Source organism: Achromobacter sp. 1011791174 (genome assembly GCF_059760925.1).
Genome location: NZ_JCBANH010000029.1, coordinates 50,327 through 64,298 on the forward strand (window position 1 = coordinate 50,327; position 13,972 = coordinate 64,298).

Sequence of the window (13,972 nt, forward strand, 5' to 3'; positions counted from 1 at the left end):
GAAGATGCACTAATGACTTACGCCGCCCGCCGCCCGACAGGCTCTCACTCTGCCCGATCCTACGCCGATATCGGCCTGGAAACCCAGGTGATGAGCGCCACCCCCGAGCGGCTGATCACCCTGTTGTTCAACGGCGCACGGGCGGCGATCGGACAGGCTCGCATCCATCTGCAGGAAGGCCGGGTCGCGGAACGCGGCGCGGCGATCTCGAAAGCGATCAAGATTGTCGACGAAGGCTTGAAGACCGGGTTGAACATGGAGGCTGGCGGCGATGTCGCCGCCAATCTTTCGCGCCTCTATGATTACATCGTCCGCACGCTGCTGACGGCGAACTTGAAGTCGGACGCCGAGCAACTCGACATCGCAGACCGGCTGCTGGCCGATCTGGCCGAGGCTTGGCAGACATCCATCGACCAGCCGGCAGGCAGCGTGTCGCCGTGATGGCCCGCAAAACGAACCTAGCCAGCCAGAGCCCGCCCGAGATTTCCATGACGTCCCTTACCCATATATCCTCCCCTATCCTGGAGCATTACCAGGAGATAGCCGTTATTACCGGCGAAATGCTTACCGCCGCCCAGGCCGGGGATTGGGACACGGCCATGGTGCACGGGCAGCAATACTGCGAACTGGTGGAGCGCCTGCGGCACAGTGAACCGTCCATGCCGCTGGACGACGCCGGTCGCGCGATGAAATACGACCTGCTGGTCCGCATCCTGGAAAACGATGCGCTGACCCGCGACCTGGCGATTCCCCAGTTGGCCCGCCTGGGCGAGCTGCTGGGCAGGATGAAGCGACAGCAGACCCTGCTCTCGGCCTACGGCTACCAGGCGCCTGAAACATGAGCGTAGGTCCCGCCGCGCTGGGCAACGTCCTGGTGCAGCGGCTGGACGCCGTGCTCGGCACGACGATGTCCGCCGCCTCCGCCAATCAGGTTTCCGGCGCTCGCCCGGATGCGGTCAGCCAGCCCGGCAGCCTGGAGAAACCCGGCCAGGCCGATGGCTCGCCGCGCGATCCCCGCCAGGGCGTCCAGACCGGCGGCGCGCGCGGTGAACGCGCCGCCATCGTCGACGCCAAGACCGCCGCCGCGCTGGCCCTGGCCGCGCGCGGCCTGGTCACCAGCAACGACACCACCGCTTCCGCGCCCACCACGCTGGGCCGCACCGCCCGCGCGATTCTCTCGCTGCTGGCGCAGTACCCCGACGCAGCCCCGCCCGTTCAAGGGCGCGCGCCACTGTGGACCCCCGATGCATCGGCCGGCCGCCAGCCCGGTGCCACGGCCGGGCAGCCCGCCGCGGGCCAGCCGGCGCCCGGCGGCCAGCCCCCGGCGCCGCACGCCAATACGCCCGCCGGACAACCGCAGGCCGCTGCCGCGAACAGCGCCGCCAACGTGGCGACGGTCCTGAATGCGATCGCCGGCGACCCGGCAACCGCCGCCGGCAAGACGCCCGGCCAGACCGGCGCCACCGAGGGCGCGCCCCCCGCCCAGGACCCGGCCGCCGCCGCCCGCGCCGCGTTGGCCGCGCAGGGTCCGGCCGCCCGCGCGCTGGGCCAGGCCCTGCGCGAAGCCCTGCAGACCAGCGGCCTGTTCTACGAATCACACCTGGCCGATCTGGCCTTCGGCCGCGCCAACCCATCCGAGCTGCGCAAAGAACCGCAGGCCGACCTCAAGCAGGCCGACGCCCAGCAGCAGCAACACAGCGCCGCCGCCACGCGCGCACGCGCCGAAGCGCCCGCCAGCCGTGGCGCCGGCGGCGCGGACGCGCCCGCCTCCGGCGGCTCCAATGCGCCCGCGCCCGGCACGCCGATCAACGGCATCCACCAGGACCTGAACGCGCTGGTGCGCCAGCAGCTCGATGTGCTGGCCAACCAGGCGCTGGCCTGGCGCGGAGAAGCCTGGCCCGGCACGCCGATGGACTGGGAAGTGCAGCGCGACCCCTACGGCGGCGATCCCGAATCGGCCGTTCCGACCTGGGCCACCCGCCTCAAGCTCGACCTGCCCCGACTGGGCCTGGTGGACGCGCGGCTGAACCTGGCCGGCGACCAGATCGTGCTGCAGCTGGTCGCGCCCCACAGCGCCGCCCTGATCGACGAATCGTCCGACCAGCTGCGTTCGCGCCTGCTGGCCGCGGGCCTGACGCTGAGCCACATGACGGTCAACGTGGTCGACCCGCGCCCCATCATTCCGACTGATTTCTGATGGCAAACCCGCAACGCCCCGAGGACAGCCACGCCGCCTCGCCCAACGCAGGCCGCAACGCCGCCGTCGCCTTGTCATACGACGAAGCGGACGGCGCGCCGCGCGTCGTCGCCAAGGGCTACGGCCAGCTCGCCGACACCATCGTCCGCACCGCCGAGGAAAACGGCCTGTACGTGCACGAGTCGCGCGAACTCGTCGGCCTGCTCATGCAGGTCGACCTGGACGCGCATATTCCTCCCCAACTGTACGTTGCGGTGGCAGAATTGCTGGCCTGGCTGTATCGCCTGGAATCGCGCGAGATTCCGGCCGACGCCGCGCCGCCCGATCTATCTATCTAAGGAATCTCCACCGTGTTGGACGCCAGCGATCCGGAATTTCTGCTCACCCGGCCGGAAGACATGCGTTCCGCGCTGTTCGAGCTCACCCACCCCGACAGCCACATCCTGGTGCGCGACGCCGCCGATCGCGAGATCGCCGTGCTCATCCTGGGGGCGGACAAGCACACGCGTCAGTTCTTCTGGCGTCCGCGCGACTACGCCGGCGCGGACTTCGAACAGTCCGACAGCATGGGCCTGCTCAGCGGCACCACCTTCCACTTTCACGCCACGGCCTATGGGGGCGTGCAGATCCGCTTCCGGGTGCAGCGGCCCGACGTGATCCATTTCGACGACGGCAGCGCGGCCCTGGTGTCGCCCTTCCCCGACCGCCTGGCGCGGATCCAGCGGCGCAAGATGTTCCGAGCCTCGCTGATCACCAGCGCCAACCGCTGCGAGGCTACCTGGCTCCCCGAGGCCCAGGCCAAGCCGCTCGCCTTCACCGTGCGCGACATCTCGGTCGATGGCGTGGGCCTGCGCGTTGGCCTGGCCGCGCCCGAACTGCCCCAGCGCGGCGAGGTGCTGGAAGGCGTGCAGATGAATTTCGGCGACCTCGGGAAGCTGGTCGCCAACCTGGAAGTGCGCAACGTCTATCCGGTATCCGGGCAGCCGATGATCGCGCCGGGAGCGGACCCGGACGAACCCGCGCCGCGCCACGTGTCGCTGACGGGCGAGCCACCGGTCAGCCACCTCGGCGCCATCTTCCTGAACCTGGACGCGCGCCAGGAGAACTGGCTGCAGCAGGTGGTCTGGCGCCTGGAAAAAGGCAATAGGGACTAGATCCCCCCCGAAGCGCTGCGCGCTTCCCCCCCAGGGGGGCGCAGCTGCGGACCGGCAAAGCCGGCTCCGCGCTGCCCTGGTGCTGGGGCGATTTGCTAATGCCGTGAGCGGTGTTCTTTGAGGGCGCGGGGTGTTTGGCGCTGCCGCTGCCTCGGGGACATGCGACGCTGGCATGGAGAAAACCTGGCTTGGCGCTGCATGCGCGCCAACGCCAAAGGGGCGCTCGCTGGCGCCCCTCTTCGTGCGGTGTTTTCGTCTCGCGGCCTTAGACGGCCATCGACGAGATTTCCTTGTAGGCGGCGACCAGCTTGTTGCGCACCTGTATCGCCGTCGAGAAGCCGATGCTGGCCTTCTGCATGTCGACCATCACGTCGTTGAGCGAGACGTCGGGCGCGCCCAGTTCGAAGGCCTTGGCCTGGGCGCTGGCCGCGTTCTGAGCGGCCGTGACACGACGGATCGAGCGTTGCAGCTCGGCGGCGAAGCCGTCGGGCTGGGCCAGCGGCGCGGCGCCGACCGACAGGCCGGATTCCGCCTTGCTGACGACCTCGCGCATCTGGGACAGCATGCTTTCGATGCCGGACAAACCTGTTACCGCCATTGCCATGTTTCCTTGCAGGTGGGGCGTAATGCCGAATCTGCAGGCAGCGTAACCGGGATCGGCGCCTCTCATAGCCGACAAGAACCGCCAAAAAACCCGATATTTCCCCCGATCCGGCGCCGCTCGCGGCGGGCCGCGGGCTGTCCCGCGTCCGGGCTTGCGCCACCCCGGGCGACATAGGGGATAAGTAACGCCAAAAAACCGCTGTTTTCGACGATTGGGATTGCGCCCCCAGCGGCAATAATCCACGCTCACCCCAGACCAGAAGCACGTTGCATGTGTAATCTGCCCTACCCGAACATGAAGTCCTTTCCCCAGCTCCGCGCAGCCAGCGGGGGCCGCAAATGAATCAGCAGGCCACTCTGAGCTCGTCTTTGCTGGCGAAGTTCCCCGTGCTGGAAAAAGTCCGGGCGCTGCCCAAGCCCGTCCTGCTGGGCGCGGCGGCGGCCGTGGTCGCGCTGGTCGTGGCCGCGGTCATGTGGACCAGCGAGCCCAAGTACAAGGTTCTGTTCTCGAACCTGGAGGACCGCGACGGCGGCGCCATCGTGACCGCGCTGGGGCAGATGAACGTGCCCTACCGCTACAACGAGAACGGCACCGCCCTGCTGGTTCCGGCCGACCGCGTCTATGACGCCCGGCTGCAGCTGGCATCGCAGGGCCTTCCGCGCGGCGGTTCGGTCGGCTTCGAGCTGATGGACAACGCCCGTTTCGGCGCCAGCCAGTTCGCCGAACAGATCAACTACCAGCGCGGCCTGGAAGGCGAACTGGCCCGCTCGATCGAATCCATGCACACCGTGCAGCACGCCCGCGTGCACCTGGCCATGCCGCGCCAGTCGCTGTTCGTGCGCGAGCGCCAGGCCCCCACGGCCTCGGTGCTGCTGAACCTGTACCCCGGTCGCAGCCTGAGCGACGCCCAGGTGTCCGCCATCTCCTGGCTGGTCGCTTCCAGCGTGCCGGAACTGACCGCCGAAAACGTCTCCGTCGTCGACCAGAACGGCCGCCTGCTGTCGGCTCCGCTGGGCGAAGGCCGCGGCATGGACGCCGATCAGCTGCGCTTCGTGCGCGAGATGGAACAGCGCACCGTCGAACGCATCCTGACGATCCTGAATCCCCTGGTCGGCCCCGGCAACGTGCACGCCCAGGCCAGCGCCGAGATGGACTTCGCGCGCCGCGAGGAAACCTCCGAGGTCTACCGCCCCAACCAGGAACCCGGCCAGGGCGCGATCCGCAGCCAGCAGACCAGCGACGCCACCCAGCGCGGCATCGGTCCGGCGCAAGGCGTGCCCGGCGCGCTGTCGAACCAGCCGCCCGGCAACGCCCAGGCGCCCATCACCAATCCGCAGCAGCCGCCGGCCCGTCCCGGCCAGACGCCGCAGCAGCAAGGCGCCCAGCAGCAGACCGGCGCGCAGGCCGCCTCCGGCAGCCTGAACGAGCGCCGCGACGCCACCACCAATTACGAAGTGGACCGCACCATCAGCCACGTCAAGCAGCCGGTCGGCGCGCTCAAGCGCCTGTCGGTGGCCGTGGTGGTGAACTACATCCGCGACAAGGACGGCGACCTCAAGCCGCTGCCGCCCGAGGAACTGAACAAGCTGACCAACCTGGTCCGCGAGGCCATGGGCTATTCCGAAGGCCGCGGCGACTCACTCAACCTGGTCAACAGCCAGTTCAACGACGGTCCGCCCGCCCTGCCGATGTGGCGCGATCCGGAAATGATCGCCCTGTTCAAGACCATCATGGCCTGGCTGCTGGGCTTGATCGTGGCCTTCTGGCTGTACCGCAAGGTGCGTCGCCAGGTCACCGATTACCTGTACCCGCCGGTCGATCCGGAAGTGGCTGAATCCGAACGCATCGAAGCCCAGCGCGAGGCCCAGGAAATGGCCCGCGCCAAGGAAACCACGCGCTACGAGGACAACCTGGAACGCGCCCGCACGATGGCGAACAAGGATCCGCGTGCCGTCGCCATGGTCCTGCGCACCTGGATGAGCAAAGATGAAAAATGATTCCGCCAAACCCATGGACGGCATGACCCGCAGCGCCGTCCTGATGATGTCGCTGGGCGAGGACGCCGCGGCCGAGGTCTTCAAGTACCTGACCGCGCGCGAAGTCCAGCAGGTCGGCGCCGCCATGGCCAGCCTGAAGCAGGTCACGCGCAATGACGTGGCCGTCGTGCTGGAAGAGTTCCGCCAGGAAGCCGACCAGTTCATGGCCGTCACGCTGGGCTCGGACGACTACATCCGTACCGTGCTCACCAAGGCCCTGGGCAGCGACCGCGCCGCCGGCCTGATCGAGGACATCCTGGAAGCCGGCGAAGGCGGCAGCGGCATAGATGCGCTGAACTGGCTGGATCCGCACACCGTGGCCGAACTGATCGGCGACGAGCACCCGCAGATCATCGCCACCATCCTGGTGCACCTGGAGCGCGACCGCGCCGCCGGCGTGCTGGCGCTCTTGACCGACCGCCTGCGCAACGACGTGATGCTGCGCATCGCCACCTTCGGCGGCGTGCAGCCGGCCGCGCTGTCCGAACTGACCGACGTGCTCAATTCGGTGCTGGCCGGCCAGGGCGCCAAGCGCAGCAAGATGGGTGGCGTGCGCACGGCGGCCGAGATCCTGAACATGATGAACTCGACCGAAGAGGAAACCGTGGTCGCCAGCCTGCGCGAGCGCGATGCCGACCTGGCGCAGAAGATCATCGACGAGATGTTCGTGTTCGACAACCTGCTCGACGTCGAAGACCGCGCCATCCAGCTCATCCTCAAGGAAATCGACAACGACACGCTCATGGTCGCGCTCAAGGGCGCCCAGGAAGAGCTGCGCGCCAAGTTCCTGCGCAACATGTCCAGCCGCGCCGCCGAGATGCTGCGCGAGGACCTGGAAGCGCAAGGCCCGATCCGCATGTCCAAGGTCGAGGCCGAGCAGAAGAAGATCCTGCAGATCGCCCGCCGCCTGGCCGAGAGCGGCCAGATCGTGCTGGGCAACTCCGGAGACGACGCGTATGTCTGACGCGGACACCGGCTCGACGACCCAGCTCTCGCGCAGCGCCGCCTGGCGGCGCTGGCAGATGCTGTCGTTCGACGAGCCGCCGCCCGTCGAGGCCGCGCCCGAGCCGGAACCCGATCCCGGCCCGGACCCCGAGGTCGTGCTGGCGCAGCTGCGCGCCCAGGCCGTGGCCGAGGGCCGCGAGGAAGGTTACGCGCAAGGCCACGCCGCCGGCCATGAGGCCGGCCGCGCCGAAGGGCGCGAAGCCGGTTTTGCCGAAGGCCGCGAGGCCGGCTACGCCGAGGGCCTTGCCCTGGCCCGCGAACAGGGCGCCGACGAGGCCGCCCGCCTGCACGCCATGGCCGAATCCTGCGCCGCATCGATCGGCGCGCTGGAAGAGCGCATGGGCCAGAGCCTGCTGACGCTGGCGCTGGACATCGCCCAGCAGGTAATCCGCAACACCCTGGCCGAACAACCCGAATCCGTCGTGCACGCCGTGCGCGAAGTGCTGCACATCAATCCCAGCGCCGGCGGCCAGATGCGGCTGTGGGCCAATCCGCAGGACATCGAACTCATCCGCCTGCACCTGGCCGACGAACTGAAGGAAGGCCACTGGCGCGTGCTGGCCGACGAATCGCTCGCGCGCGGCGGCTGCCGCGCCGAAACGCCCTATGGCGACATCGACGCCACGCTGCAGACGCGCTGGCGTCGCGTGGCGGCCTCGCTGGGCCGCAACACTTCCTGGGAAGAACCGGCCCGGGAGACAGAGGCGACGCCATGAGCGCCCGGCCCGCCGTCCCGGTGATCGACCGCTGGCAGACCCAGCTGGAGATCGGCTCGATCCGCGCCGCCTCGACCGAGCCCTGGCTGGTCAGCGGCCGCATCACCCGCGCCACGGGCCTGGTGCTGCACGCCACCGGCCTGCGCCTGCCGGTGGGCGCCGCCGCCCGCATCGAGATCGCGCGCGGGCATGACCACTGGGCCGACGCCGAGGTCGTGGGCTTCGACGGCCACACCCTGTACCTGATGCCGCAGGCCGATATTTCCGGCCTGCCGCCCGGCGCCCGCGTGGTGCCCGGCGAACCGCCCGTGCAGCGCCAGATTCCGCTGCCCAGCAAGGCCGAGCTGAACGGCAACGCCAAGCCCCAGCTGGGCCGCCACCTGCCCGTGGGCAATGCCCTGCTCGGGCGCGTGCTGGACGGCGCCGGCCGTCCGCTGGACGGGCTGGGCCCGCTGACCGGCGCCGAGCTGGCGCCGCTGTCGGCCCAACCGATCAACCCGCTGTCGCGCGCGCCCATCGACACGGTGCTGGACACCGGCGTGCGCGCCATCAACGGCCTGCTGACGGTCGGCCGAGGCCAGCGCATGGGCCTGTTCGCCGGCTCCGGCGTGGGCAAGAGCGTGCTGCTGGGCATGATGGCCCGCTACACCAAGGCCGACGTCATCGTCGTCGGCCTGATCGGCGAACGCGGCCGCGAAGTGAAGGAATTCATCGAGCACAACCTGGGACCCGAGGGCCTGGCCCGTTCGGTCGTGGTGGCCGCGCCGGCCGACGTGTCGGCCCTGCTGCGCCTGCAGGGCGCGGCCTACGCCACGCGCCTGGCCGAGCACTTCCGCGACCAGGGCCTGGACGTGCTGCTGATCATGGACTCGCTGACCCGCTACGCCATGGCGCAACGCGAGATCGCGCTGGCCATCGGCGAGCCACCCGCCACCAAGGGCTACCCGCCCTCGGTCTTCGCCAAGCTGCCCAGCCTGGTGGAACGCACGGGCATGGGCGCGCCCGGTCCGAACGGCAAGGCCGGCTCGATCACCGCGTTCTACACGGTGCTGGCCGAAGGCGACGATCAGCAGGATCCGATCGCCGACTCGGCCCGCGCCATTCTCGATGGCCACGTCGTGCTGTCGCGCCACCTGGCCGAAGCCGGCCACTACCCCGCGATCGACATCGAAGCATCGATTTCCCGGGCCATGACGTCGCTGATCACGCCGCAGCAGTTCTCGGTCGTGCGCCGCTTCAAGCAGACGCTGTCGCGCTACCAGCGCAACCGCGACCTGATCGCCGTTGGCGCCTACGTCGCCGGCAACGATCCGCAGCTGGACGACGCCATCGCCCGTTACCCGCGCCTGGAAGCCTTCCTGCAGCAGGACATCGGCGAGAACGTCGGCTACCAGGACGCGGTCAACCAATTGCAGGCCAGTTTCGAGTTGAGGGACACCTATGCCTAGCCAACTTCCCCTGGACATGCTGATCAATCTGGCCAAGGAGAGCACGGACGAAGCCGCGCGCCTGCTGGGCCGCCTCAGCGCCGAACGCACCAATGCCGAACGCCAGCTCGGCATGCTGCAGGACTACCGCCACGATTACCTGGAGCGGCTGCAGCAGGCCATGACCTCCGGCATGTCGGCCAGCGACTGCCACAATTACCAGCGCTTCATCGGCACGCTGGACGATGCCATCGTCCAACAACAGGGCGTGCTGCAGCAGGCCGACGAGAACCTGAACAAGGGTCGGCTCTACTACCAGCAGGAAAAGCGCAAGCTCAATTCCTACGACGCGCTGGCGCAACGCGCGCAGCGCGCCGAAGCCGTCGCCGAATCGCGCCGCGAACAGCGCCTGAACGACGAATACTCGGCCCGCCTGGTCCAGCGCCAGGCCGGCATGCATTAAGCGACATACCACAGGAAGCCCAAGATGAACGCTCCCCTGCCCCTGCCCGCCATCGCCCCGTCCGCGCCGGTTTCACCGGCCGACGCCTTTGGCGCCAAGTCCTCCATGTCCGACAACAAGGGCCCCAGCTTCTCCGAAGTGCTTGCCCAGCAGCGTCCGACCCAGTCGAATGACGCCCGCCCCACCGGCAATGGCGCCAAGGAACCCGCGCCCGGCAAGACCGGCGGCAGCCCGGAGGGCCATGCCGAGAACGCCGCGTCTGGCGCCATCGACGAAGCCGTCGAGAAGGCCGCCCAGGCCGAGGCCGGCGCGATGGCCGTCGCCGCCGCGCAGCAGCCCGTGCCGCAAGCCCTGCTGCCGCAGCAGGCGCTGGAAATCGCCGCCCAGGCCGCCGAACAGGTGCAGAACGCCCGTGGCGCCGCGCAGGCCGCGATCACCGCCGCCAGCGGCACCGCCGCCGTGCTGGTCAACGCGTTGAACGCCAACGAGGTCACGCCGACGCCGCGCGCGCCCGTGCCGCTGACGGCGCAACAAGCCCAGGCCGCCGCCGCCCGCGAGGCCCGCGATGCGGAGTTGGCCGTGCCCGTGGTCACCGCCGCCGCCAAGCCCGGCAGCCAGCCCGCCGCCGTGACCGCCGACATCAAGAGCATCACGCCCGCGGCCGAAACGCCGCGCCTGAGCGCCGACGCCGCGCTGCCGCGCACGGCGCCGCGCACCGCCGTCGAGGCCGCGCAAGCGTCGCAGGCCGGGGCTCAACAGCCCGTGCGCCAGGAAGAGGAATCCGCCCCGCTGCCGGCCGCAACGCCGACGTTCCAGCTGCCCCAGCACGCCGCCGGCGTGCAGGACCATCTGGCGCAATCGCTGGCCGTCGCGGCCCAGCGCCAGCAGCCGCTGCCCGTGTTCAACCCCGCCGGCATCGGTCAGCCGCCGGTCGCGCTGCAGGTCGCCACGCCCGTCGGCGCCACGCACTGGGGCGCGGACCTGGGCCAGCAACTGGTGGTGATGAGCAACAGCGCGCGCCACGGGGTGCAGACCGCCGAGCTGCGCCTGGATCCGCCGGACCTGGGCCCGCTGCGCGTCAGCCTGAACCTGGCCGACGGCGTGGCCAGCGCCTCTTTCGTGTCGGCGCACGCCTCGGTGCGCCAGGCCATTGAAACCGCCTTGCCGCAATTGCAACAGGCGCTGGCGCAGGCCGGCATCTCGCTGGGCCAGACCAGCGTGGGCGAGCAGGCCGCCCAGCAGCAGTTCGCCCAGAACCAGGGCGGCGGTTCACAGCGCCAGGGCAGCGGCCTGACGGGCGGCGCGGGCGACGTGGTGGCCGACGCCTCGCGTCCCGCCTCGGCCTCGCCCCGCAACGCCAACGCGCTGGTCGACACCTTCGCGTAATCCCGGCTGGCGCGCGGCCCCGCCAGGGCCGCGCGCAGTGCAGCAATAGCTTGAGATACGCGGCTTTCGCCCTGTTTTTCGCTCCCAAACCGGCGCGGGATTTCGGGCAGAATGCTTTCATCCACTGAGAGTCCGTTTTCATTAGCGGCAAACACGCATCGACACCAAGATGGCGACTTCAAAACCTTCCACCATGCCGGCGCGCGGCACGCTTCCCACCCGCTCCGGCGGCCTGGGCCGCATCCTCCGTCCCGTGCTCGCGGTCCTGGTCCTGCTGCTGGTCGCGGCGGCCAGCGCTGGCGCGACCTGGTTCATCACGCAACGCATGCAGCCGCCGCCCAATGGCGCCAACGTGTCGCTCGCTGTCGGCCAGAATCCGGGCCAGGTTGGCGCACCCGGCACGCCGGGCGCGCCTGGCGCGCCGGGCCAGACCCCGCAGCCGACCACCTTCGTCGCCCCGCCGACCACGCCAGTCGCAGTGCCCGCGCCGATCTTCGTGCCCATCGAGGCGTTCACGGTCACGCTGCAGAACGCCGATACCGAGCGCATCATGCACGTGGGCCTGACGCTGCGCGTCAACGACGAGCAGACCCGCACCCGCCTGGAAAAGTACATGCCCGAGGTCCGCAGCCGCATCCTCATGGTGCTGTCGTCGCAGTCGCCGACCGCCGTGCAGACCTCGCAAGGCAAGACCGACATGGCCAACGCGATCAAGCAGGCCGTCAACCGTCCGTTCTCGCCGCTGCCTGACGGCCAGTACGTCACCGACGTGCTGTTCACGGCGTTCGTGGTGCAATAAGCATGGCCTACGAGGCGTTTCTTTCGCAGGACGAAGTCGATGCGCTGCTGGCCGGCGTAACCGGCGAGAGCGACAGCAAAAAGGAAACCGCGGGCGCCAGCGACGGCGCTCGGGCCTACGACCTGAGTTCCCCGGACCGGGTCGTGCGTCGTCGCATGCAGACGCTGGAGCTGATCAACGAGCGTTTCGCTCGCCAGATGCGCCATGTGCTGCTGAACTTCATGCGTCGCAGCGCGGACATCACCGTCGGCTCGATCAAGATCCAGAAGTACGCGGACTTCGAGCGCAACCTGCCCGTGCCCAGCAATCTGAACATGATTCAGATGAAGCCGCTGCGTGGCACCGCGCTCTTCACCTATGACCCGAACCTGGTGTTCCTGGTCATCGACAGCCTGTTCGGCGGCGATGGCCGCTACCACACGCGCGTCGAGGGCCGTGACTTCACCACCACCGAACAGCGCATCATCCAGCGCCTGCTCAACCTGACGTTGGAAAGCTACGGCAAGTCCTGGGATCCGGTCTATCCGATCGAATTCGAGTACGTGCGCTCGGAGATGCACACCAAGTTCGCCAGCATCACCGGCAGCAACGAAGTCGTGGTCGTGAGCTCGTTCCATATCGAGTTCGGCGCCACCGGCGGCGATCTGAACATCTGCCTGCCCTATTCCATGATCGAGCCGGTGCGCGACCTGTTGACGCGCCCGCTGCAGGAGACCGCGCTGGAGGAAGTGGACCAGCGCTGGGCCCAGCAGCTGTCGCGCCAGGTGCGCAGCGCCGACATCGACGTGGTTGCCGAATTCGCCCGCATTCCGTCCAGCATCCGCGAGCTGATGCGCCTGAAGGTGGGCGACGTGCTTCCGGTTGATGTGCCCCAGACCATCATCGCCAGCGTCGACGGCGTGCCGCTGATGGAATGCGGCTACGGCGTCTTCAACGGCCAGTACGCCCTGCGCGTGCACAACATGTTTACTCACGATTCCGATTCAAACGAGGCCCCCGACCATGACTGACAAGAACGAGCCCGGCACTGGAAGCTTATCGTGAGTAATCTGGTAGTTGTGTTAGATATCAAACACAATACATATTAAATAATACATAAGCAAGATTTTGGGCCGAATCCTGGCCGGAAATCGCCTTGCACACACGAAATCACCTCGTTCCATGCAACTGAAGCCCTTGCCCGCCCTGCCCCTGCTCGACCCCGCCGTTCTGGACCGCAGCGCGGACGAGGCCGCGCGCGCCCTGATGCGGGAAGGCAGTTCGGCCAATACGGCGGCCAGCTACCGCGCCGCGATGCGTTACTGGGCGGCCTGGTTCGAACTGCGCTACGGCCGGCGCTTCGCCCTGCCCCTGCCCGAGACCGCTGTCGTGCAATTCGTCGTGGACCACGCCCGCCGCCAGACCGAACAAGGTCTGACCAGCGAAATGCCGGCCGCGCTGGACCAGGAACTCGTCCGCCTGAAGGTCAAGGGACGCCTGGGGCCGCCGGGCCTGAACACGGTGCTGCAACGCGTATCGGTCCTGTCCAAGGCGCATGACACGCTGGGGCTGCCGAACCCGTGCCGCGCGCAGGGGCTGCGCGATCTGCTCGCCCGCACCCGCCGCGCGCATGCCCGGCGCGGCGCGGCGCCCGCGCGCAAGCCGGCCCTGACGCGCGAGCCGCTGCAGGCGCTGTTGGATACCTGCGACGATTCGCTGCGCGGACTGCGCGACCGGGCGCTACTGCTGTTCGCCTGGGCCAGCGGCGGTCGGCGCCGCTCCGAAGTCGTGCGCGCCACCGTCGAGAACACGCCGCGCGGCGAGGACGGTTTTCTTTATCTGCTGCGCCACTCCAAGACCAACCAGGCGGGCGCCGCCCGGGCCGAGGACGCCAAGCCGATCGTGGGAGCGGCGGCGCGGGCCCTGCAGGCCTGGCTGGATGCCAGCGGCATCACGCAAGGCCCGCTGTTCCGCCGGATCCGGCGCGGCGATGTGCTGGGCGAGCCACTGGCCGCCGCCGCCGTGCGCGATATCGTGCGCCAGCGCTGCGAGCTGGCGGGCCTGGACGAAAGCTATTCCGCGCACAGCCTGCGCTCGGGCTTCATCACCGAGGCCGGTCGCCAGCAAGTGCCATTGGGCGATGCCATGGCCATGACGGGCCACGCCAGCGTGGCCACGGCCATGGGCTACTACCGCGCCGGCGCGG

General features: G+C 69.1%; 15 protein-coding genes. 14 read left to right on the top strand and 1 reads right to left on the bottom strand.

The genetic code is table 11. The features are described from left to right. The first annotated feature begins 12 nt into the window (after positions 1 to 12). Genes fliS through AC6LJ5_RS12930 form a run of 5 tightly spaced genes read left to right on the top strand, consistent with a single transcriptional unit; the run spans position 13 to position 3,351 of the window. Positions 13 to 441, top strand: a complete 429-nt coding sequence (gene fliS / locus AC6LJ5_RS12910; protein WP_498140675.1) for a flagellar export chaperone FliS — start codon at positions 13 to 15, stop codon at positions 439 to 441. Between the two features lie 47 nt (positions 442 to 488). Continuing rightward, positions 489 to 842, top strand: a complete 354-nt coding sequence (locus AC6LJ5_RS12915; RefSeq protein ID WP_212318929.1) for a flagellar protein FliT — start codon at positions 489 to 491, stop codon at positions 840 to 842. Further along, positions 839 to 2,197, top strand: coding sequence for a flagellar hook-length control protein FliK (gene fliK / locus AC6LJ5_RS12920; protein ID WP_498140676.1), 1,359 nt, complete (start codon positions 839 to 841; stop codon positions 2,195 to 2,197). Before AC6LJ5_RS12915 ends, fliK begins: the two co-directional genes overlap by 4 nt. Further along, positions 2,197 to 2,535, top strand: a complete 339-nt coding sequence (locus tag AC6LJ5_RS12925) for an EscU/YscU/HrcU family type III secretion system export apparatus switch protein (RefSeq protein ID WP_498140677.1) — start codon at positions 2,197 to 2,199, stop codon at positions 2,533 to 2,535. Before fliK ends, AC6LJ5_RS12925 begins: the two co-directional genes overlap by 1 nt. 12 nt (positions 2,536 to 2,547) lie before the next feature. Then, positions 2,548 to 3,351 carry a flagellar brake protein gene (locus AC6LJ5_RS12930; protein ID WP_498140678.1) on the top strand — a complete coding sequence of 268 codons (804 nt, stop codon included), beginning with the start codon at positions 2,548 to 2,550 and terminating at the stop codon, positions 3,349 to 3,351. Between the two features lie 265 nt (positions 3,352 to 3,616). Here AC6LJ5_RS12930 and fliE read toward each other — a convergent pair whose 3' ends face one another. Beyond that, positions 3,617 to 3,949, bottom strand: a complete 333-nt coding sequence (gene fliE, locus AC6LJ5_RS12935; RefSeq protein WP_103274046.1) for a flagellar hook-basal body complex protein FliE — start codon at positions 3,947 to 3,949, stop codon at positions 3,617 to 3,619. 344 nt (positions 3,950 to 4,293) lie between these two features. On the opposite strand from fliE, the gene fliF reads away from it, so the two are divergent. The 9 genes from fliF to AC6LJ5_RS12980 all read left to right on the top strand — a co-directional run. Continuing rightward, entirely contained in the window at positions 4,294 to 5,952 is a 1,659-nt protein-coding gene (gene fliF / locus AC6LJ5_RS12940; protein WP_392411629.1) for a flagellar basal-body MS-ring/collar protein FliF, read from the top strand. Next, complete coding sequence (gene fliG, locus AC6LJ5_RS12945) at positions 5,942 to 6,955, top strand: flagellar motor switch protein FliG (RefSeq protein WP_103274044.1); 1,014 nt, start codon at positions 5,942 to 5,944, stop codon at positions 6,953 to 6,955. Before fliF ends, fliG begins: the two co-directional genes overlap by 11 nt. Continuing rightward, on the top strand, positions 6,948 to 7,712 hold the full coding sequence (fliH, locus tag AC6LJ5_RS12950) for a flagellar assembly protein FliH (RefSeq protein ID WP_103274043.1): 765 nt from the start codon (positions 6,948 to 6,950) through the stop codon (positions 7,710 to 7,712). The genes fliG and fliH overlap by 8 nt, the downstream gene beginning before the upstream one ends. Then, positions 7,709 to 9,160, top strand: a complete 1,452-nt coding sequence (gene fliI / locus AC6LJ5_RS12955) for a flagellar protein export ATPase FliI (protein WP_103274042.1) — start codon at positions 7,709 to 7,711, stop codon at positions 9,158 to 9,160. Before fliH ends, fliI begins: the two co-directional genes overlap by 4 nt. Next, positions 9,153 to 9,602 (top strand): flagellar export protein FliJ, encoded by a 450-nt coding sequence (gene fliJ / locus AC6LJ5_RS12960; protein ID WP_103274041.1) that lies wholly within the window; start codon positions 9,153 to 9,155, stop codon positions 9,600 to 9,602. The genes fliI and fliJ overlap by 8 nt, the downstream gene beginning before the upstream one ends. A 24-nt stretch (positions 9,603 to 9,626) precedes the next feature. Continuing rightward, entirely contained in the window at positions 9,627 to 10,988 is a 1,362-nt protein-coding gene (locus AC6LJ5_RS12965) for a flagellar hook-length control protein FliK (RefSeq protein WP_498140679.1), read from the top strand. Positions 10,989 to 11,157: 169 nt separating this feature from the next. Next, positions 11,158 to 11,787 (top strand): flagellar basal body-associated protein FliL, encoded by a 630-nt coding sequence (fliL, locus tag AC6LJ5_RS12970; protein ID WP_392411621.1) that lies wholly within the window; start codon positions 11,158 to 11,160, stop codon positions 11,785 to 11,787. A 2-nt stretch (positions 11,788 to 11,789) separates the two neighbouring features. Beyond that, positions 11,790 to 12,797 (top strand): flagellar motor switch protein FliM, encoded by a 1,008-nt coding sequence (gene fliM, locus AC6LJ5_RS12975; RefSeq protein WP_103274038.1) that lies wholly within the window; start codon positions 11,790 to 11,792, stop codon positions 12,795 to 12,797. A gap of 151 nt (positions 12,798 to 12,948) precedes the next feature. Next, positions 12,949 to 13,972 (top strand): site-specific integrase (locus tag AC6LJ5_RS12980; RefSeq protein WP_498140680.1); only part of this gene is annotated, 1,024 nt, incomplete at its 3' end.

Bases quoted from the DNA above. Each gene is read 5' to 3' on its own strand.
- fliS (WP_498140675.1), top strand. From the start codon at position 13: ATGACTTACGCCGCCCGCCGCCCGACAGGCTCTCACTCTGCCCGATCC.
- AC6LJ5_RS12915 (WP_212318929.1), top strand. From the start codon at position 489: ATGACGTCCCTTACCCATATATCCTCCCCTATCCTGGAGCATTACCAG.
- fliK (WP_498140676.1), top strand. From the start codon at position 839: ATGAGCGTAGGTCCCGCCGCGCTGGGCAACGTCCTGGTGCAGCGGCTG.
- AC6LJ5_RS12925 (WP_498140677.1), top strand. From the start codon at position 2,197: ATGGCAAACCCGCAACGCCCCGAGGACAGCCACGCCGCCTCGCCCAAC.
- fliE (WP_103274046.1), bottom strand. From the start codon at position 3,949: ATGGCGGTAACAGGTTTGTCCGGCATCGAAAGCATGCTGTCCCAGATG.
- fliF (WP_392411629.1), top strand. From the start codon at position 4,294: ATGAATCAGCAGGCCACTCTGAGCTCGTCTTTGCTGGCGAAGTTCCCC.
- fliG (WP_103274044.1), top strand. From the start codon at position 5,942: ATGAAAAATGATTCCGCCAAACCCATGGACGGCATGACCCGCAGCGCC.
- fliH (WP_103274043.1), top strand. From the start codon at position 6,948: ATGTCTGACGCGGACACCGGCTCGACGACCCAGCTCTCGCGCAGCGCC.
- fliI (WP_103274042.1), top strand. From the start codon at position 7,709: ATGAGCGCCCGGCCCGCCGTCCCGGTGATCGACCGCTGGCAGACCCAG.
- fliJ (WP_103274041.1), top strand. From the start codon at position 9,153: ATGCCTAGCCAACTTCCCCTGGACATGCTGATCAATCTGGCCAAGGAG.
- AC6LJ5_RS12965 (WP_498140679.1), top strand. From the start codon at position 9,627: ATGAACGCTCCCCTGCCCCTGCCCGCCATCGCCCCGTCCGCGCCGGTT.
- fliL (WP_392411621.1), top strand. From the start codon at position 11,158: ATGGCGACTTCAAAACCTTCCACCATGCCGGCGCGCGGCACGCTTCCC.
- fliM (WP_103274038.1), top strand. From the start codon at position 11,790: ATGGCCTACGAGGCGTTTCTTTCGCAGGACGAAGTCGATGCGCTGCTG.